This is a genomic window from uncultured Shewanella sp. (genome assembly GCF_947501225.1).
Lineage (GTDB): Bacteria > Pseudomonadota > Gammaproteobacteria > Enterobacterales > Shewanellaceae > Shewanella.
On record NZ_CANMUW010000008.1, the window covers coordinates 174,583 to 194,840 of the forward strand.

15 protein-coding genes are annotated in these 20,258 nt (G+C 46.9%); 7 read left to right on the forward strand and 8 right to left on the reverse strand.

Annotation, left to right across the window (positions count from 1 at the left end; all coding sequences use genetic code 11):
* Position 1: 1 nt before the first annotated feature.
* The 8 genes from Q1B47_RS13425 to cmoA form a co-directional block, all read right to left on the reverse strand.
* Positions 2-901 (reverse strand): LysR family transcriptional regulator, encoded by a 900-nt coding sequence (locus tag Q1B47_RS13425; RefSeq protein WP_299794569.1) that lies wholly within the window; start codon positions 899-901, stop codon positions 2-4.
* 111 nt (positions 902-1,012) lie between these two features.
* Complete coding sequence (locus tag Q1B47_RS13430) at positions 1,013-2,110, reverse strand: DUF3541 domain-containing protein (protein ID WP_299794571.1); 1,098 nt, start codon at positions 2,108-2,110, stop codon at positions 1,013-1,015.
* A complete protein-coding gene (locus Q1B47_RS13435; protein ID WP_299794573.1) occupies positions 2,064-3,782 on the reverse strand; it encodes a hypothetical protein in 1,719 nt (572 codons plus the stop codon). Before Q1B47_RS13435 ends, Q1B47_RS13430 begins: the two co-directional genes overlap by 47 nt.
* On the reverse strand, positions 3,745-4,701 hold the full coding sequence (locus Q1B47_RS13440) for an alpha-L-glutamate ligase-like protein (protein WP_299794626.1): 957 nt from the start codon (positions 4,699-4,701) through the stop codon (positions 3,745-3,747). The genes Q1B47_RS13435 and Q1B47_RS13440 overlap by 38 nt, the downstream gene beginning before the upstream one ends.
* Positions 4,702-4,709: 8 nt before the next feature.
* Entirely contained in the window at positions 4,710-6,215 is a 1,506-nt protein-coding gene (locus Q1B47_RS13445; RefSeq protein ID WP_299794576.1) for a UUP1 family membrane protein, read from the reverse strand.
* Positions 6,216-6,226: 11 nt separating this feature from the next.
* The gene (locus Q1B47_RS13450) at positions 6,227-6,970 is read right to left on the reverse strand and encodes a RimK/LysX family protein (RefSeq protein ID WP_299794578.1); all 744 of its coding nucleotides are present in this window, start codon (positions 6,968-6,970) and stop codon (positions 6,227-6,229) included.
* A 97-nt stretch (positions 6,971-7,067) separates the two neighbouring features.
* Positions 7,068-8,060: a tRNA 5-methoxyuridine(34)/uridine 5-oxyacetic acid(34) synthase CmoB gene (gene cmoB / locus Q1B47_RS13455; RefSeq protein ID WP_299794580.1), complete on the reverse strand. Its 993-nt coding sequence runs from the start codon at positions 8,058-8,060 to the stop codon at positions 7,068-7,070.
* A gap of 66 nt (positions 8,061-8,126) precedes the next feature.
* Entirely contained in the window at positions 8,127-8,858 is a 732-nt protein-coding gene (gene cmoA, locus Q1B47_RS13460; RefSeq protein WP_299794582.1) for a carboxy-S-adenosyl-L-methionine synthase CmoA, read from the reverse strand.
* 150 nt (positions 8,859-9,008) lie between these two features.
* On the opposite strand from cmoA, the gene Q1B47_RS13465 reads away from it, so the two are divergent.
* The 7 genes from Q1B47_RS13465 (at position 9,009) to Q1B47_RS13495 (ending at position 20,227) form a co-directional block, all read left to right on the forward strand.
* Entirely contained in the window at positions 9,009-11,807 is a 2,799-nt protein-coding gene (locus tag Q1B47_RS13465) for a transporter substrate-binding domain-containing protein (protein WP_366873578.1), read from the forward strand.
* Positions 11,808-11,978: 171 nt separating this feature from the next.
* Positions 11,979-13,766 (forward strand): aspartate--tRNA ligase, encoded by a 1,788-nt coding sequence (gene aspS / locus Q1B47_RS13470; protein WP_299794584.1) that lies wholly within the window; start codon positions 11,979-11,981, stop codon positions 13,764-13,766.
* An 87-nt stretch (positions 13,767-13,853) separates the two neighbouring features.
* A complete protein-coding gene (locus Q1B47_RS13475) occupies positions 13,854-14,600 on the forward strand; it encodes a YebC/PmpR family DNA-binding transcriptional regulator (protein WP_299794586.1) in 747 nt (248 codons plus the stop codon).
* A 3-nt stretch (positions 14,601-14,603) separates the two neighbouring features.
* The gene (gene ruvC, locus Q1B47_RS13480) at positions 14,604-15,125 is read left to right on the forward strand and encodes a crossover junction endodeoxyribonuclease RuvC (protein ID WP_299794588.1); all 522 of its coding nucleotides are present in this window, start codon (positions 14,604-14,606) and stop codon (positions 15,123-15,125) included.
* Positions 15,122-15,739: a Holliday junction branch migration protein RuvA gene (gene ruvA / locus Q1B47_RS13485; RefSeq protein WP_299794590.1), complete on the forward strand. Its 618-nt coding sequence runs from the start codon at positions 15,122-15,124 to the stop codon at positions 15,737-15,739. Before ruvC ends, ruvA begins: the two co-directional genes overlap by 4 nt.
* Positions 15,740-15,762: 23 nt before the next feature.
* Positions 15,763-16,779: a Holliday junction branch migration DNA helicase RuvB gene (gene ruvB / locus Q1B47_RS13490; RefSeq protein ID WP_299794592.1), complete on the forward strand. Its 1,017-nt coding sequence runs from the start codon at positions 15,763-15,765 to the stop codon at positions 16,777-16,779.
* Positions 16,780-17,704: 925 nt separating this feature from the next.
* Positions 17,705-20,227 carry a TonB-dependent receptor gene (locus tag Q1B47_RS13495; RefSeq protein WP_299794594.1) on the forward strand — a complete coding sequence of 841 codons (2,523 nt, stop codon included), beginning with the start codon at positions 17,705-17,707 and terminating at the stop codon, positions 20,225-20,227.
* Positions 20,228-20,258 lie beyond the last annotated feature (31 nt).

The following is a 20,258-nucleotide window of genomic DNA, read 5'->3' on the forward strand; positions in this document are numbered from 1 at the left end:
TTTAACTCTTACCGTTGACATGTTGAGCCAATATAAGCTTCTCAAGTAGTTCACTTGCCGGACCTTGTCTGTCTCGGTTCGGCACAATTAAACTCATCATCACCTTTTTATGGCTACTGCCTCTGAGCGTAAGCTGGCATAACTGACCTGAGTCGATAAGCGACGTGACTAAATGCTCCGGAACCCAGCAGAAACCGATATTACGATTTAAAATGGCCAAGGCTTCATGAAAATTTGAAACCGTCCACCTCTGCTCCGCTTTAAGCCAGCCTATGTCGGTACTCGATGCCTGGCCCGTATCTTTGATGACCAGTTGCAGGTGTTCGGCTAATAGGAGGTCATCACAGATCTCCGGCTCGCGCGCCAGAGGGTGTTGCGGGTGACAGACAAGTAAGAAGTTCAGTTCACACAGGGGTTCGCTGAGATAGCCCTTGGGTGCAACGCCGCCGGAGATGGCGATATCGACGGCCTGTTCTGTGATAAGTTCATGGGTGCCGGTAATAACGGAGTCAATAATCGTTATCCGTGTGCCTCGGCTCTGGGGCTGAAAGGCTGATAATGCATCGACCAGTTTGTCCATGGGATAGATAATCTCTCTGGCTATTGTCAGGCCAGGCTCCCAACCGTTCTCTAAATTATTTGCGAGCAACTCAAGATCGGCTACAGACTTGGTTATGTGGCGGGAACGGCGTAATAACACCTCACCCTGCTCGGTCAGATAGGCCTTACGCCCCCTGACTTCAAGCAGTTCGATTCCCAATTGTGATTGAAGTTTCGCCACTGCATGATTTAGAGAGGACTGGCTTTTATTCAATTTTTCTGCCGCTTGGGAGTAGCCGCCATAATCGACGACCGCCTGTAACGTACGCCACTGTTCGAGTGTTGATTTAGCTCTGTCCATAATTAACTTAATCCACTGCCTTAGAGATTCTATGGGGATATTCACAATACTGGTCCGTGATAAGCAGACCAGTACCGTCAGGGTTACAACCTATACTCAGGTAGAAAAAGCCTATTGCTTTATTTTAACCTGCTTAGGTAAATACTTCTTTGTTGCCTTTAACTGATTGAAGTAGGGGCCTTTATGTAACTGCTCAGGCCATTTTAGCAGCATCATGGCTAATACATTTCTGTGCTCACCCATAGCTAAATCCGGGTTGCCCATAGGCGAAGGGATCATCTGCACCTCTTTGTCGAAGGCATTGATTATGTGCCTTTGCGTCAAGGCAACAACGGGGTGGTCAGATAGTCCGGCAAGGTGAAAACTAATGCCAACTTCGGCGATAATGTCGTCAGTTGCATCCTTCAATATTCGTTCGATATTGGCTTCAAAATAATCCAGAATCCAGGCAAACTCTTTCGGACTGACATTATGCTGATAATACTCGCTGGCAGCAAAAATGAAGTGTGTCATGCCGTATAATTTGTTACGGAACTGCCTTTTCTTTAATTCATTATCTTGATTGTCAGGGTATACAGCTATGAATGCTTGCTTATACTCATCTAAATAGTCACCGACACCTAGCTGTTTTGCCCAATAGACATAGTTGATCAGTTGTGCGGCCCAGGAACGTATCATAGCCTCGTCGGTTAAGCCGGCACGGAGATCGGCATTTTTCAACGTCTTGATCAACTGTTTATGACAGGGACCGGTTAAACCGAATTCGTCGATACGACTCGAGAACCTAAGTAATACATCTGTATAAAACAGGAACTCCGGAAAGGGTTGCAGGGCTTTCTTTCGTGCTTTAGCCCTCGGGCCCTTGCCAAGTATCGATATGGCTTTTTCTGCTTCAGACTCAATGAAGCCGGGCTGATCCAGGTTGCAGGCATAAAAATCCTGCGAGTCACTTACTGCGTACAGGTCTACGAGCGCTGCATTGGCATATTTTTCATCTCCGGTCATACGATACATGCGTATGCCGTAGTGTCCCTGAATTCTTGGGGGCAGCTGATAGAGATGCTGCTCAAGATTGCTTTTGATTCCATAATAAACCTCATCATGAGGCGCCGGGCTCGTATTAGCTTTCGCAGTTTCGGCTGTCGTGGCAAAAGTGCTGAAGTTAAAGAGAGCAAGTGACAGGACGCTTAACTTGAGTATGGTTTGCATCTTGTATCCTTTTAATGAGAGATTTGGCATCAACAGGTGAACCTAAAACAGACAGGAGTCTAGCTGTTAAATCTGTCGAAGATTCATTGACAGTGATTGTGTCAAAGACCCGGTATTGGTCCTTACAGTTTTTGGTAGACTGGTAGATATAACCAGCGAGGGATCTTTGCCAAATGAGCCGATAATAATCCGGTCCCTCATCGGCTATGGCAAAGAAGTTATAAGCATAGTTTTCTGTCTCGTCCCAGCTATTACCAAATGCACGGATGAACTCGTTTCTGAGGCTGGGGTAGAGGTTTGATGCATTAGCGGAATAGAAATCCAGAGCGACCTTGGCTCTGAAAATTTTTAACTGGTTGCGATAGGCCTTTAATTTAAGCTCGCGACTCTCTTCCGGTAAGGAGGGTAAAACCTTATCAGCAAGGTAGTGCTCTAACCAATACCGGCCAAGTTGAGACGTATCACTTGTCTCGCCTAAGGTGTTGTTAAGGTAGTAATGGCTACTTCCGGATAGGGCGTCGAAGGCAAACGCCACATTGAATACGAGCGCTTCCATATCTGTATAGCTGCTCATTTCAGGTTTTAGCATTAAACTGACCTGTCCGAATTGTCGACCCACCACAGGGAAGCGTAGCACCTGTGCACGGGTATCTGTGTCCGTGGTAAGAAAGAGATCACCCAGCAGGCGTTCACGGTGCCATACTCTGTGAGTATTTTTGTTGACGATCTCTACACGAAAGCCGAGTGTTTCAGATTCCTGATATATGCTTGCAAGTAACGAAGCTGAGCCTACTGGCGTTACCCCGAATTTGGCACTTTGGCTCAATGAAGAACCAAACAGCCAGGGGGGAGTATCTACCGACTCGGTGACTGAGTCGAGAAAGGCTTTAACCAGTTCCGGTGTGGAGAGAAACTGTTTCGAAAGTGAGAAACTGCTGTGATCGTCGTAACCAGCTTGAACGGCTCTGTGCTGTCTTAGTTTGGCAATGCTATCTAACGCTTCTCTATTTTTAGCTCTTGCCCGTCCTTGATAAGCGTTCCAAACTAGTTGCTGACACAGAGGGTTAGTCTGCGCTATCAGGTAGGCGGCAATATTGTTATCAAAGATACTGTTTGAGCCTTGGCGGCCGTTATCTGAAGCTGCCGATGGGCTCAATTGACAGTCTGTGTCACCAAATTTTAACGTTAGGGCCTGACTTCTAAGCCCCTGTTTAATGGCGGCCTGAGCCGTATGCAGACGGGATTTATAGACCAGATCTGTGTTCATATCGGCTAACTTGCTCCACCTTAAACTTAGCTGCTTAAGTTCAGCATCGCCTTCAGCTTCTATGGCTTGGAGCACAAGGGCAAGATTGGTTGAGTTCAGCACCGACTCCATCAAATCGGCCAGGTGTAGCTGACAATGCAGTACCCCTTCCCGGTAACGGGAGGGCACTGGGCGGCTCTTATAAAAGTTCAGGCGATCTTTAACATTAAATAGCCCCTGCAGTGAGGCCTCGAGTGCATGGCTTTGCTTCGTGACATCCTGAACTGTGGCCGGCGGCAGCGTAACCTTGAGTTGCAGACACTGCTCAACGAGTAGGGGAAGGGGAGATACGGCGGCACGAGCCGCCGAATTTACGATGAGAAAAAGACTAAAGCTGAGCGCTATGAGCAAAATGCTTTTTGGCATATTCGACACGTTCATCTACTGTCATGTTGTGGTTACCCAGAGAGTCGACATGATTCAGATAGGGTAAAATTCCCCTGTTATTGGCAATTTGAATCGCCAGGCCCGGTCTTGCATTGAGCTCCAGCAGGAGCGGCCCCTTGACCTTATCGAGTACCATGTCGGTACCGAGATAACCCATTTCACACATTTCATAGGCTTTCGAAGCTGTATGAAGCAGGAAGTCCCAGTGGGGGACCTGTATGTCGGTTAATATTTTGTTTGTATCCGGGTGCAGCTCCACCGGGGTATCAAATTGAACGGCATGTAGCCCTTTTCCGCTGCCGATATCGATACCTACACCTACGGCTCCCTGGTGAAGGTTAGCCTTTCCGTCTGATGCTGCCGTAGAAAGCCTGAGCATACCCATTACCGGAAAGCCCTTATAGACGATTAATCTTATATCCGGCACACCTTCATAGGAGTAGCCATCGAAGATGGGATCAAACAGGATCAAGCCTTCGACGATCGCTACATCAGGCGCCCCCCCTAATGAGAACAGCCCGCTGAGGATATTGGACACATGGCGGTATAATTCACTGGGAACGACCTCCTGTCCATTAGGCTTATAGTACCGCCCCTCTTTTACCTTAGTGATCACCAGTATGCCTTTACCGCCGGAACCTTTAGATGGTTTTATTACAAAACCATCCTCCTTGAGAACCATGGCAGGGATCTCTTCAATTTCATGTTGTTCACGTACGACACCTATCAGTGCAGGCACTGCGATGTCATTAGCGATGGCGAGCTGTTTTGTCGTTAATTTATCGTCTACCCGTTTATAAAACTTTCGCGGGTTATATCGCCCGATATAATCGATATTACGCTTATTCATGCACAGCACGCCTTTTCTACGCAGTGCTGAGGGCTTGGCAAATGACAGTCTCATGACTACTCTCCGGCCAATGGCTTAAAGCGTCTAAGCTCTAGTAAACGATACCCGGTATATTGACCCATCAATAGCACCACGGCCAGAATGACCAGATGAATACCCAGGAAGTTAAATACCCAGTGTTGAACCCAGGATGCGCTCATGGCCAGGTATGCAAGCGTAGCAACGAATAGACTACCGCCGCCTTGCAACACGACCTCCTTAGGGCCCTCCTCTTCCCACAGGATAGACATTCTTTCGATGGTCCATGCCAGAATAATCATAGGGAAGAAGGTGATGGTTAACCCTTCGCTCAGACCCAGTTTATATGAGAGCAGGGTGAATATACCGATAATGCCGATTACGACTATGATGACCGCCGATATTCGGGATATCAACAGCAGGTTCAGATCGGAGAGATATGAGCGTATCATCAAACCACAGGCAACGATTAAGATGAAGCCTACCAGGCCGGTCAACAGAGTGGTTTGAATAAATGCCAGCGCAATCAGTACCGGCATAAATGTGCCCGACGTTTTAAGTCCGACGATGACACGTAAAAACACCACCATGAGTACGCCAATCGGGATCAGCAAAATCCCTTTGAACAGTGCCTGCTCCTCCAGAGGTAAATTGTAGAGTGAGAAGTCCAATGCTCCCTGATTGTTCATTACATCCAGTGAGGTGGCCAAGGCAGAGCGGGTATCCTGAAGCATGGAAAAATCAACCTGTGAGTTGATACCACCGATCACATCCAGTACCGATCTGCCTGAACGATCCCACAGTAGCAAGTTTTCATCGCGTCCCTGAGTTCCGTTTGCAGGGTCGAACAGGTGCCATTCACCATCGTTGTAGACCTCAACAAAGGTATTTAACTGCTGCCTGCGACGCTGATCTTCCAGAAACAGGCCACTGACTTCCTGAGCTGGTATCCCTTTGCCGTGGAGCATACGAACAAACAGTTGGCTGGGCGAATTACTACTCAGGAGAAGTTCGATATTTTGGCTTCTCTCCTGCGCATTCAAAGCCTTGTTAAGCTGTTGTGCAAAAGAGAGGTTAGTTGCACTCTTGGCCCATACCTCTTCTGTGGCTTGCTCTGCCGCGGCTTGTTCAGTGGCCGGCCAGATATAGGGTTTGGGGGCTTGAGGCTCAGTTCTGGCGATGACTTTAGTCGAGCCGGTTGGAATGACGGTGACCTTGTAATAGAGATCCTGCTGACCCTGGGCGGAACGTACAGACCAGACTGCGCGTCTGTCAAACTCATCGTCGGTTATAGTTAGTCCATAGCCAGGTGAGGTTGCGTTTTCGACAAGAATTTCGAATGCAGGATCATTAGGGAGAGAGAAGGAGACTTCTGCCGGCTCGCCGGTGCCCTGAAAATGAACCTTAGCGTCTACTGCCCAGCTCTGTACCTGCTTACCGGGAAGAAATGGCACTTTATGTGTTACGCCACGATAAATACTCGCAGTGATCCCGCAGATGAAGAGCAGGGCTACGAGTATGTAAAAGGGTTTTTTAGAATGCATCAACTAAATTCCTATCTGTTTGAGGCTGTGGCGGTCTTCTTTTTTCCGTGGATATAGGCTTGACCGACATCGACGACAGCAATGTCCTGCATAAACTTGCGACCAAGAAGCAGTGGAAACTCCAAGTGGCTGCGGTCAACCAGGTTAAGATCGGTTTCTGCCTTATACTTACCTATTTTCAGGTGTGCATGAATGACCGGTCGGCGATCGCTCTTCTGGTCGGCATCTTGTTTGATTCGGACAAAACGTTCGACTTTAGATTCGAATGTCTGCGCCGGTGCTTCGGGGCCATCGGTGAAAACATCGAAACGGACCCATTGTTTACCATCTCGCTCAAACAGGATGATGTTACGGGAATCTAACGAAGAGGATTCAGCGCCTGTATCTATGCGGGTATTAAAGCTTGCTTTTACCTCATCGATGTAAACATTTTCTTCAGCGCCGAGCAGGAACTTACCGCCAAGAGGGGATGGAGGACACTCCAGTGCCACCGGCACAAGGTCCTCTTCAGGCTCGGCATTGATGTCTGAGATCTGAGTCTCCAGCGCCTTTAGCTGAGTAGATATTTGAGTCAGGGCCGTCGCTTGAGCCTGTTTAGATTCATCGATAGCAATGACAAGCTCAGCTTGCTGTTTAGCTAATCCGGACTCGAGTGCAGCTGCATCTATAGGCTGAGGTAATGGTTCTGAAGTCTGAGTCACTGCACAACCGGCTAAGGTCGAGATCACGGCAATAGAGATTATCTGCTTTAACATAGTGCTTCCCATTTACTAACGTGTTTCAGTATGCGCGATAACGATTTGTTGCTCGTCTTATAGGCAGCCTAAGGTGCCATTGGCATCGCAAAACTAATTAAACTAAATCTTTGTTTGGTTGATTTTTCTTGGCGATAAACGTTGCACGTTTGGGGGCCGGATGACCCTCTATCGTTAGATCGACATTGCTCGGATCGAGATAATCGACTAATGATTCATTCGGCATCCAATCCGTACTTCTCTGTTCTGCAAGTGAGGTGACATCGATATCCACACATTTAACGTCGATAAAGTCAGCTTTTTTCAACCAAAGTTCTAAGGCGGCTGCGGAAGGGAGAAACCATACATTATTCATCTTGCCATATCTATCTTCCGGAACCAGAACCGTGTTTTCGTCACCATCGATGACTAAGGTCTCTAAGACTAGTTCACCACCTGTTCTCAATTGATCCCTTAATTGTAACAAGTGATCAATAGGTGAACGTCTGTGATACAAAACACCCATGGAGAAAACAGTGTCAAATGCATCGAGCGGAGGAAGTTCCTCTATGCCCAAAGGAAGCAGGTGCACGGGATGGTGTTCACCCGCCAGGCGTTTAATTGCTTCAAACTGACAGAGAAACAGGGTGGACGGGTCTATGCCTACCACATGTTTTGCCCCTTCTCCCAGCATGCGCCACATATGGTAGCCGCTACCACAACCTACATCCAAAACTGTGCGGTTGTTAAGTGGTGACAGGTGAGGCAGTACCCGCTCCCACTTCCAATCGGAGCGCCACTCGGTATCGATATCTATACCATGAACACTGAAAGGGCCCTTACGCCAGGGTTGAAATATGCGCAATAAATTCTCAAGTTTCTCCTTTTCACCTGAAGTGAGCTGTTCACCTGAACCTATGGAAACACTGTCTTTCAGATCCAGACTATCGGGGGCTGGATAATGTAATTTATTAAGCACTTTTTCCCACTTAGGTAGGGTTCCATGCTTATGCTCACGTTGCCATTGACCTAAAATGGCCGGAAGGGTTTCCAGCCAGTGCTGTAGGCTTGAATCTGCAATTTGTTTATAGAAGGAGCTGAAACTGATCACTGTATATTTACCTTTAATAGGTGCGTAATTAATATGGGCGCATATGATGTTATCGCTGAGCCGGGTTTATTTTATGGCGATCATAGACGCAAAGTTAAAGCATTGAAACCAAACATTAAAGTGTTTAAAACCTTGCCCTTTAAGTCGTGCTTCATGTTGAGTCAAGGTGTCCGGTTTCATCACATTTTCTAAAGAACTGCGCTTTTGACTTATCTCTAACTCACTGTAGCCATTTGCTCTTTTAAAATCGAGGTGAAGGTCGACAAGTAGTGACTGGATGGAATCGTCTTCAAAGTTAAGTTTCTCAGACAGAACTAAAATTCCACCGGGCTTGAGCCCGTCATAGATATTTTTAAGCAGACTCTCTCTGTCTTTTGGAGCAAGGAACTGCATGGTAAAGTTGAGTACTACCATAGAGGCATTTTCAACCTTGATATCCCGTATATCTGCACAGATTAGATCGACAGGCGTGTCGCTGACATAGGCTCCGAGATTTTCCCTGCAGCGCTCAATCATAGATTCACTGTTGTCGACAGCAATTATCTTGCAGTTCCGATTATCAAGGCTCCTGCGCATACTTAAGGTTGCGGCGCCCAGTGAGCAGCCTAAATCATATATATTGCTGTCTTTGCTTACAAATTTGTTGGCGAAATCACCGAGCGTTCCGATAATTTGGCCATAACCCGGAACCGAACGTCGGATCATGTCATTGAAAACACCGGCGACTTTCTCATCAAATCGAAAATCACTTATATTTTCATATGCTTGTGCGTAGATAGTGTCTTGGGATGTGTTCATTTGATTAACATAGGTAAATTCAACGTTTTATTCTAACGAATGATAGTTGTTACCAGCAAGTCCGGCACTGGATATTTATCATAAAATTATGTCTAATAGCCTACATACTAACAAGATGTTTACACTAGCGTGACTTTTCGGGAATAGCATTTGAAATCATTTATTAAGCTTTTTTCTTTTTTGTTTCTTTCTCTTTTGGTCACTCTCCTGTCAGCCGAAGAGCGTGCGCCGTTAGTATTGGTGATGGGGGAAGACAGTTACCCCTATCAGTTTGTCGATGAGTTGGGAGAGCCTCGGGGCATACTGATAGATTTGTGGAAAGCCTGGAGCCAGCAGACAGGTACAGAGGTGGTATTTGTTGCGAGGCATTGGAACGACTCCCTTCAACAGCTTGCACTTGGTGATGCAGATGCACACGTCGGGATGGCCAGGACCCCTGAACGCGACGAAACATTTGATTTTGCCGGACAGATATCACAAGTTCGAACCTATCTCTATCTGCATAAAGAGCTGCCGAGAGCTACATCATTTTCGGAGCTGCTCCCATATCAAATCGGTATCGTATCTGGTTCATCCCATGAAGCGGAGTTAACGGCACTCGAGCCAGGGTTAACATTTAAACGATATAACTCCCGGCACGAACTGCTCAAGGGCGTTCTTGCAGGCGAGATCTATGCTTTTGCTGGCATGGAGGGCTATCTGAAAGATGTCAATCTTAATCGACAGGTGGTCGACCTGTTTCCGACCTCCAACCGGATATTGATTAAACAGGTTCCTATACATCCGGCGGTCACAAAAAATGCCTCAGTTACGTTAAGTGAGATCAATACCGGGTTCTCCTCGATAGCGGCCACAAGTTTCAGTTCGATCGAGGAGCGTTGGCTAGGCTTCAGCCCTGAAAACAAAGGGGTTATCATTGCCACGACATTGAGTATAGAGCCGTTCGTTTCCCTTGGTGGAGATGACCAGCCCCATGGACTCTATGTCGATATCTGGAACCTTTGGTCGGAAAAAACCGGCATCCCTGTTTTTTTCTCCACAGGTGATATGAATAGCACACTCGATGAGGTTCGAACTGGAAAAGCCGATCTGCATATAGGTTATCCTGAGAGTGATCAGCTCAGTAGTGGCTTACAGAGGAGTCAGCTTCTCTACCGGGTTAAGAGTCGGTTATTTAGCTTCGGTAAGTCGATCGAGTCTCTGGAAAATCTCGATGGCACACTGATCGGAGCCGTGCCCACCGCCCCATATCTGGGAGAATTAAAGCTGGCAGTGTCAGGAGCTAAGCTGAAACTTTATGACTCTGTTGAGGCGATGATCCAGGCTGCCAGAGAGGGACATATCAGTAGCTTTGTGGCTTCATCTGCCTGGACGCAACACTATCTGGTACTGAATAATGCCTGGTCTGAGTTTCATCAATATGACGAACTGGAGTTTGAGACCGATATTTTTGTCTTAACACGACCTGAGAACCCGGGACTGGATAGGCGCATCAAAGCAGGTTTTGAACTTATCAGCCAAAATGAGTTAGCTCAGATCGAACAGAAATGGATGCTTAACAGCCATAACCGAATCTTCGATGCAGAGCCAACACAGCTACAGTTCACACCGGGGGAGCGTGACTATCTGTCCACTCTAGAGCCGTTGCAGGTCGGTTATCTTAACGATTGGAAACCTATGGAGTTTACCAGTGCTAATGGTGAATTCTCAGGTATAAATAGTGAAATTATAGAACTTGTTGCAGATAAGTTAGCACTTAAAATTGAAGCGGTCGTGTTTGATGAGTGGCAAGACCTTATCACAGCGTTAATCGACGGGGATGTGGATATTGCCGGAAGTGTGGCTGAAACACCGGAGCGTAAGAAGAAGTTATTGTTCAGCGAACCTTACTGGCCCTCTCCGTGGGCACTGGCAACACCTATGGATCGGGTCTCTGTTTTTCACCTGCATGAGCTGAAAGGACAGAGGCTAGCCATAGTGGAAGGTTATAAACTGCTATCTGATCTTATGGGAGCCGATTTTGGCATAGAGTTATTGATCGTTGCCGATACAAGAGCCGGCTTAAAGGCGGTGACGGAAGGTAAAGCCGATGCCTTTGTTGAGAAAGTGATCAACATGGCCGCAGAACTGAAACAGAGAGATTATGGTAAATTGAAGATGTCGGTATTGGCCGATTTTTCCGAGCAGCATAGCCATTTCGGGCTCCATCCTGATAAAGCAAAACTCCTTCCATTGATTAATAAGGCAATCGGGACCATGGATCGGGATAAACAGCAGGAGATCTATCAGAACTGGGTTAAACAGCTTCCTTTGGAACCGAATGGTTCGCCGTCGCTGCAATGGTGGCTGTTTATCGGTTTTATGATAATCATTACATCCCTTCTGTTTCTGTTATTTCGCCGTCGTCTCAGTTCAGAGGTCGCCAGAAGGTTACAGTTGGAAGATAAACTCAACCATCTTGCTAATCATGACAGTCTCACTCAGCTACCGAACCGATCACTGCTCGATGACAGGCTAGAGCAGGCGGTGCTGCATCACAGCAGAGACCTGAGCTCCTTCGCAGTACTTTTTGTACATATTGGTGGTTTAAAGCAGATAAATAAACAACTGGGTCACAAAAAGGGCGATAACATACTGATGAATATTACTCAGGAGTTGAAAAACGCAGTAAGGAGATCTGATACAGTGGCACGTTTCGGTTGCGATGAGTTTGTAATCATTCTAAATCGGACAAAGGACCTGGATATGGTCTGTCAGGTAGCGGATACCCTGTTGAGTAATTTAGCGAACTCCTCTGCCGCTGAAGTTTCAATACCCAGTGTTAATCCCAGTATCGGTATAGCCATCTATCCCGCAGATGGTGATACCTCGGTCGAGTTATTAAAAACCGCCGATAAACTGATGTATCGTGCTAAAAAAAGTGGTGGAAATTGCTATAAATCATCGTGATAATGGGCGCTAATTTACACGAACACTAGTCGTTCGGGAAAAGAACTGTTTGATACTTCGCCAACTGACGGCGAAGTTGTTTTGTAATCGGCAATATTTAACTATAATGCCGCTTTTGTCTTGTTTAAAATATTCCTCAGCCATAGGTTTGCGGATAAAGGAAAGAGTTAGATGCGCAGTCAATATTGTGGAGACGTCAATAAGTCTCACGTTGGACAAGAAGTGACCCTGGTGGGTTGGGTAAATCGTAGTCGTGACTTAGGCGGCGTAGTCTTTCTCGATCTCCGTGATAGAGAAGGGATTGTTCAGGTTGTTTATGATCCCGATTTACCTGAAGTGTTTGACGTTGCGAGCACCCTGCGCAGTGAGTTTTGTGTCCAGGTTAAAGGTCTGGTTCGTGCCCGTCCCGACAGCCAAATTAACACCGATATGCGTACCGGTGAGATTGAAGTTTTGGGTCAAGAGCTGACGATTTTAAATAGTGCGGCGCCGCTGCCTATCAACATGGATAAGAACCAGCACAATACCGAAGAGCAGCGCTTAAAGTATCGCTACTTGGATCTACGCCGTCCGGAAATGGCAGATCGAATCGTATTTCGTTCAAAAGTAACCAGTGCAGTACGCCGTTTCCTCGATGATAACGGATTCCTGGATATTGAAACGCCTATCTTGACTAAGGCTACCCCGGAAGGCGCCCGTGACTATCTGGTTCCAAGCCGTACCTATAAAGGCCAGTTTTTTGCGCTTCCTCAGTCGCCACAGCTGTTCAAACAACTCTTGATGATGTCTGGCTTCGATCGCTACTACCAGATCGTAAAATGTTTCCGTGATGAAGATTTGCGTGCGGACCGTCAGCCTGAGTTTACTCAGATCGATATTGAAACCTCTTTCATGAGTTCTGCCGAGGTGATGGCCAAGACTGAAGAGATGACACGTGGTCTTTTCAAAGATCTGCTTAATGTTGATTTAGGCGAATTTCCGAAGATGACGTTTGCCGAGGCTATGCGCCGTTTTGGTTCAGATAAACCTGATCTGCGAAACCCTCTTGAGCTGATCGATGTTGCCGATATTGTTAAAAATGTCGACTTTAAGGTCTTCCAGGGACCGGCTACCGACCCACAGGGCCGTGTTGCTGTTCTTTGTATCCCGGGTGGTGCCAAGCTGTCACGTAAACAACTGGATGAATATGCTAAATATGCCACCATCTATGGTGCGAAAGGTCTAGCATGGATGAAGGTGAACGATCTTGATGCGGGGCTTGAAGGCATTCAGTCTCCTGTACTTAAATTCCTTAACGAAGAGGTTGTCGCAAGCCTGCTTGAGCGCACTAACGCCAAGACGGGAGACCTGATCCTCTTTGGTGCGGATAAAGCTAACATCGTCGCGGAAGCTATGGGCGCCTTGCGTCTTAAAGCCGGTGAGGATTTCGACCTGTTAGAGGGCGAGTGGAAGCCTTTATGGGTTGTCGATTTCCCTATGTTTGAGCCTACATCTGATGGTGGTCTGCACGCGATGCATCATCCTTTCACGGCGCCTACCGGCATCACACCAGAGCAGCTTGAAGCGGATCCTACTGCCGCTATCTCCGATGCTTACGATATGGTGCTTAATGGTTGTGAATTGGGTGGTGGTTCCGTACGTATTCACAACAGTGAGATGCAATCGGCCGTATTCCGTGTGTTAGGCATCGAGGAGGAGGAAGCGAATGAGAAATTTGGCTTCCTGCTAGAGGCGCTTCGCTATGGTACGCCGCCACATGCAGGTCTCGCATTCGGATTAGACAGAATTGTAATGTTGATGACAGGTGCGACTTCGATTCGTGATGTTATGGCGTTCCCTAAGACAACGACCGCCGCTTGTCCGCTGACTAATGCCCCCGGTTTTGCTAACCCCGCTCAACTCGTAGAGTTAGGGGTGAGTATCATCGAGAGTGAAGTCAACAAAGAAGATCAAGAGTAAGCATAACAACAGCCGGGAACATTCCCGGCTGTTTTCGAGTGCCTTGTATAAAGATTGAAACAGGACTCGAATTAAGGAGATTGAGATATGGCAGGTCATAGTAAATGGGCCAACATCAAGCATCGTAAGGCTGCGCAGGATGCTAAGCGTGGCAAGCTTTTTACCAAGTTTATCCGTGAGCTTACCGTCGCGGCTCGAGAGGGCGGCTCTGATGCCGACTCCAATCCTCGTCTGCGTGCCGCAATCGATAAGGCGTTATCGAACAATATGACCCGAGATACGGTCGAGCGTGCAATCAAGCGAGGGGCTGGTGAGCTGGATGGACAGGTGCTTGAAACCATCATGTATGAGGGTTATGGTCCAGGTGGAACAGCGGTTATGGTAGAAACCATGACAGACAACAAGAACCGTACTGTTTCAGGTGTTCGTAATGCTTTCAGTAAATCGGGTGGCAATCTGGGAACCGATGGTTCAGTTTCATATCTTTTTGAAAAACGGGGTGTTATCTCTTACGCTGAGGGAGTCGACGAAGACCTGATCATGGATGCGGCTCTCGATGCCGGAGCCGAAGACGTCATCACCAATGAAGATACCTCTGTGGACGTGTATACCACGCCGGAAGATTTCGGTACGGTAAAAGATGCACTCGATGCGGCGGGTCTTGAATCGGTCAATGCCGAGGTTACGATGATCCCATCGACTAAAGCGGAACTCGATGCCAGTACTGCAGCAAAATTTATCCGTTTAATTGATAACTTAGAAGATCATGATGATGTTCAAGAGGTGTATCATAACGCGGAGATCTCAGATGAGATCATGGAATCTTTAGACTAGAATATGTCAATTATTCTTGGTGTAGATCCAGGTTCCAGGATAACCGGCTATGGCGTTATCCAGTGTAATGGCAGGCACCAGACCTATTTAGGAAGCGGTTGCATTCGAACCGCTTCAGATGACCTGCCTTATCGACTCAAACAGATTTTTGATGGTATATCAGAGATTATTCGTCAGTATCAGCCCGATGAATTTGCCATTGAACGGGTTTTCATGGCAAAAAATGCTGATTCGGCACTCAAGCTTGGTCAGGCACGTGGTGCCGCGATCGTAGCGGCTACAAATGGCGAACTGCCTGTCGCAGAATATTCGGCGACTCAGATAAAAAGTGCCGTTGTTGGAACGGGTAAAGCACAGAAGACCCAGGTTCAGCATATGGTTCAACAGATCCTAAAATTACCCGCAGCTCCCCAGGCCGATGCTGCCGATGCTCTTGGCGTCGCTATCTGCCACTTTCATACCATGCAAAGCCTGATCGCCATGGGCGGGAGAGCCAACGCAAGAACCTACGGACGTTACAGATGATTGGACGATTAAGAGGCTTACTTATCGAGAAGCAAGCCCCCGAGATTTTACTCGAAGTGCAGGGCTTAGGATATGAAGTTCAGATGCCCCTGACCAGTTTTTACGAGCTTCCAGAGCTTAATCAGGAAGCCATCGTATATACCCACTTTGTGGTGCGGGAAGATGCTCAATTACTGTATGGCTTTATTACTAAGCAGGAGCGCTCTCTGTTTCGTTTATTGATAAAGACCAATGGTGTAGGACCCAAACTTGCGCTGACTATACTCTCCGGAATGACAGCCGCTGAGTTCGTGGCTTGTGTCGAGCGTGATGATGTTGCTACGCTGGTAAAGTTACCCGGTGTCGGTAAAAAAACAGCTGAAAGACTGCTTGTTGAGATGCGTGATAAGTTAAAGAGCCTGATGGAGGCATCAGCCGGTTCAGAACGTGAGTTCATGCTTAAAAGTAATTACACGCCTGCACCTGTTGTTAATTCGGCCGAAGAGGATGCCGTGGCAGCCTTATTGTCACTGGGTTATAAGCCGGCTCAGGCGAGTAAAGCTATCTCGGCGGTATATCAAGAGGGCATGGATTCAGAGACCTTGATTAAACTGTCACTGAAGTCGATGTTATAAATTGAGTTAATGAAGAGAAACTGATGATAGAAGCCGATCGTTTAATCCACGCAGAGCCTCAGGGGCCAGAAGAGCGAGATGAACAGATTGATAGGGCGATGCGCCCTAAGTTACTCGATGAGTATACGGGTCAGGACGATACTCGCGCTCAGTTAAAGATATTTATCGAAGCCGCACAAAATCGTGGCGAAGCGCTCGACCATATGTTGATCTATGGTCCTCCGGGTCTTGGTAAAACAACCTTGGCCATGATCGTCGCTAACGAGATGGGGGTTAATATTAAATCTACCTCTGGTCCCGTATTGGAAAAAGCAGGTGATCTGGCCGCGCTTTTGACTAACCTTGAGCCTGGTGATGTTCTGTTTATCGATGAGATCCACCGCCTTAGTTCCGTAGTCGAGGAGATACTCTACCCGGCAATGGAAGACTATCAGTTAGATATCATGATTGGCGAGGGGCCTGCTGCACGATCCATCAAGTTGGATCTGCCGCCCTTTACCCTGATTGGTGCGACGACCAGGGCCGGTGCCTTGACTTCACCTTTACGCGCAAGATTTGGTATTCCTCTGAGGTTAGAGTTCTATAATACCAGGGACCTCAGTTCAATTGTGACCCGTTCGGCCAATGTGCTGGAACTCCCGATCGATAACGAAGGTGCAATAGAGCTGGCAAGGCGATCTCGAGGGACGCCCCGAATCGCTAATCGTTTACTGAGAAGGGTGAGAGATTTCGCACAAGTAAAACACGATGGTGAAATCAATGAGTCGGTGGCAACCCAGGCGTTAGATATGCTGGATATTGACTCAGAAGGCTTCGACTATATGGACAGGAAGTTGCTTCTCGCAATCATAGATAAGTTTATGGGGGGGCCTGTTGGACTGGATAACCTGGCTGCCGCGATAGGCGAGGAGAGAGAGACCATCGAAGATGTACTGGAGCCGTTTTTGATCCAACAGGGCTTTATCCAGCGCACTCCAAGAGGTCGTATCGCCACCGACCGAGCTTATCGTCACTTTGATATTATTCAACCTGAAAAGTAAGAACATAACCAGCGGCCTGCTATTCATGCCTCAAGGCCGCTGCCAGCAAGCCTGCCTGTCTCAACTTGTCTGTTTCTGAGTCTCAGCGATACAGCACTAAGCTATTCTGCGTTGTTTTTGAATTGTGCTGTAAATCAGCGCCATCTGATACCGATTAACGCATAGGTGGTTAAACAAACTCATTAATAGGTACGAGCAATATGAGCTACTTAATACCTGTTATCACAAGTTTAACTTTAACCTTATTCTGTCTTTATCTACAAAGCTATATCTAAATTAAACCTGCATATATTCTAGCATGATCTTTTTAAAGATTGCATAGTTTAAATAGGTACGTATATTAATAATTGGTAAGTATTATCCTGTTATTTTAAATTATTCTGATAACCCTTAACCTTTAGGTGGGCGCGATATAACCGCCTCGTTATTAATATAACTTTCTCGTGATTGAGGTATCAATCTGTATCGGCATCGTTTTGTTACAAATGCGCTATATTTTGCCAATTTAAAGCGTTTCAAGCTGAATGATGGCTTAAAAATTTGCGATTCATCGAAATAACCTCTCAAAATAGAAGATTGTTCTGCTCTCCTGCTTGCAAATATCTCGATTTAATGTGATCGTGATCACACTTCTGGTTTTTGGTCTGGTTAATAAAAGGTTGCTGAGAGCATAGTGATTAAAACTGAAATGTTTAACTTCTTTTGGTTTAATTAACTAAAAACCTAATTGAGCTTGAACTTGCGATAGTTGATTTAAAGTTTTATTTACATCCTGCCGTGTTTTTTTTAACGCTTATTGAGATAAAGTTGCTGAAATAGGTGATTGACTGTGTTCTGGTGAAACTACAGTATCAATTTCAACGCCAAGAAATATATTAATAGGCGTAATAAAAATAAATAAGTATAAGCTAGGGAGTAAATCTAAATGATAAGAACATCATTGCAATCGCGTAGTAAGTTAGCTTCAGCGATAAAGTTTGGATTAATCGCGTCAGTATCAACAACCGCTTTCACTGTATCTAATTCGGCTAGCGCTCAGGATGAATCTGCAGATGTAGAACGCATTTCGGTTACCGGCTCCCGTATTCAACGTCAAGATATGGAAACAGCATCACCGGTTACCGTCATCGATGCCGGAGCTATTCGCGCCGAAGGCTACACTTCTGTCGATGAGATCCTGCAGGCACAACCTGCGATGGCGGGCATGGCTGCTGGGTCTACGACAAACAATGGCTCAGATGGCGTTGCTCAGGTTGACCTGCGTGGCATGGGAGCAAGCAGAACCTTGGTACTGCTAAACGGGCGTCGTATGGTCAACTCAGGTTCTGGTGCTGACAGTGCCGTGGACTTAAATACCATACCGGTCGCTATGATCGCACGTGTAGAGATCTTAAAAGATGGTGCCTCGGCAGTATATGGATCCGATGCCATCGCAGGTGTTGTTAATATCATCACTAAGAAGGACTTTGAGGGCTTCCAGCTTGATGTCAATGGTGGCGCGACAGACAAGAGTGACGGTGAAAATGTAGAGATAAGTGCACTGTATGGCTTCAATACCGATACAGGTAACTATACTTTTGGCGCCGCTTACTCAGATAGAGGTGGTGTGATGCAGGGGGATCGTGATTGGGTCGAACCTGGTGCCAGCTCTTTCGTTCCCGGTGGTTCTCTTGGTGGTAAAGTGAAAGAGGGAGATGAGTGGGTAGACAGAACCGAAGGGTATGATTATACCAAGGATAGCTGGCTACAGACGCCTAACACACGCTATAGCCTGTTCGCCAACGCGACCCAGGAGTTGAGTGACGACATAGTCTTTACCGGCGATCTACTTTATACCAAGCGTAAATCAAAGCAGATGATGGCTCCACAGCCTGCTTCGGTTATGCTTGATGTATGTGAAACCGGTCAAACCGGTAACTGTATCGAATATACCCAGGCGATGAAAGATGGCGGGATCACTCCTGATGATAACGGTCAGCTAGAATATCGTCGCCGTATGACAGATGCAGGCAACCGTATATATGAGCAAGACACTGATACATTAAGGGTATCGGGTGGCCTGGCGGGTACGCTCGACGTCCATACCGGGATAGATTGGGATGTTGCCTATACCTACGGAAGTAACAAGGCGACGACTTGGGTACATAACTCCATCAATGCTACTAAGATGGAGCAATCTATGTATGACAATACCGAAGAGTGGTTCAGCGGCGATCCGTTGAGCGACGCTATCATCAACGATGTGAGCTACCTTGAGACGACAGATGGCGGTAACGATCAGCATATTCTTTCTGGTGTGATCAGTGGTGAGGCGTTTGATTTAGATGCAGGAGCCGTGGCCTATGCTATCGGGGCTGAATATCGTCATGAAAGTGGTTTCTATACACCTGATGAAGTTATTCAAAACGGTGATGGTACGGCGGCACAACAAGATCCTACCGATGGCAGTTATAGCGTATTCTCAGTCTATCAGGAGGTGAGTGTACCTTTTACCGAGAAACTGACCGGTGAATTTGCATTGCGTTTCGATGATTACTCTACATTTGGTAACGCATCGACATGGAAAGTCGGTCTGACTTATGTCGCTACCGATGATTTGATGCTACGTACTGTTGCGGCCACCGGATTTAGGGCGCCGAACGTGAGTGAGCTGTATGGCGGTAACGTTGGTTCGTATGACTACCTCAATGATCCCTGGGGGAATGAACAGGATCCGCAAATTCTGGTTAACTATACCTCAGATGAGAACTTGAAGGCTGAAACATCTGAGTCTTACACCGCGGGTCTGGTTTATTCACCCAGCTATGTAGACGGAATGTCTGTGACACTGGATTACTGGCGTTTTAAGATCAAAGATGCCATTTCGCGTCTTGATGTGCAGGCTGGTCTGGACTCATGTTATGCCGGTGATACAACTGCGTGTGAAACCTTTGGTATCACACCCGATGGTGACTTAACTAATTTGACTAACCCGCTAACTAACGTGGGTTATCAAGATACCAGCGGTATCGATTTTAATCTGGCCTATAACTTCGAGGGGCTGGGGCTGGACTGGAAGATCAACAATGATTTGACTTACCTGCTTGAGTTTGAACAAGACGGAGTAGATTACACCGGGACTATCGGTGGTATGTTTGGCGGATATGCAGAAGTAAAGAACAACTTTAGCATTCAGGCCGGGCAGGGCGACTGGAGCGTAATGTATTCGAACCGTTATATCGGTGAAATGACAGATATCAACTACGGCGATAAGGTTGAGTCGGTGCTATACCACAACATCTCGGGTATGTATCATTTCAGTGACTCTATCAGCGCCACATTGGGCATTAAAAACCTAACCGATGAAGAGCCTGTCATGGTAGCAAGCGGTAATACTGCGGGTACTGTACCTGAAGTATATGACACTATCGGACGTCAGATATACGGTGGAGTATCATTTAAGTTCTAACGAGACCCATACCTTAGAGTGATAGAAAAAA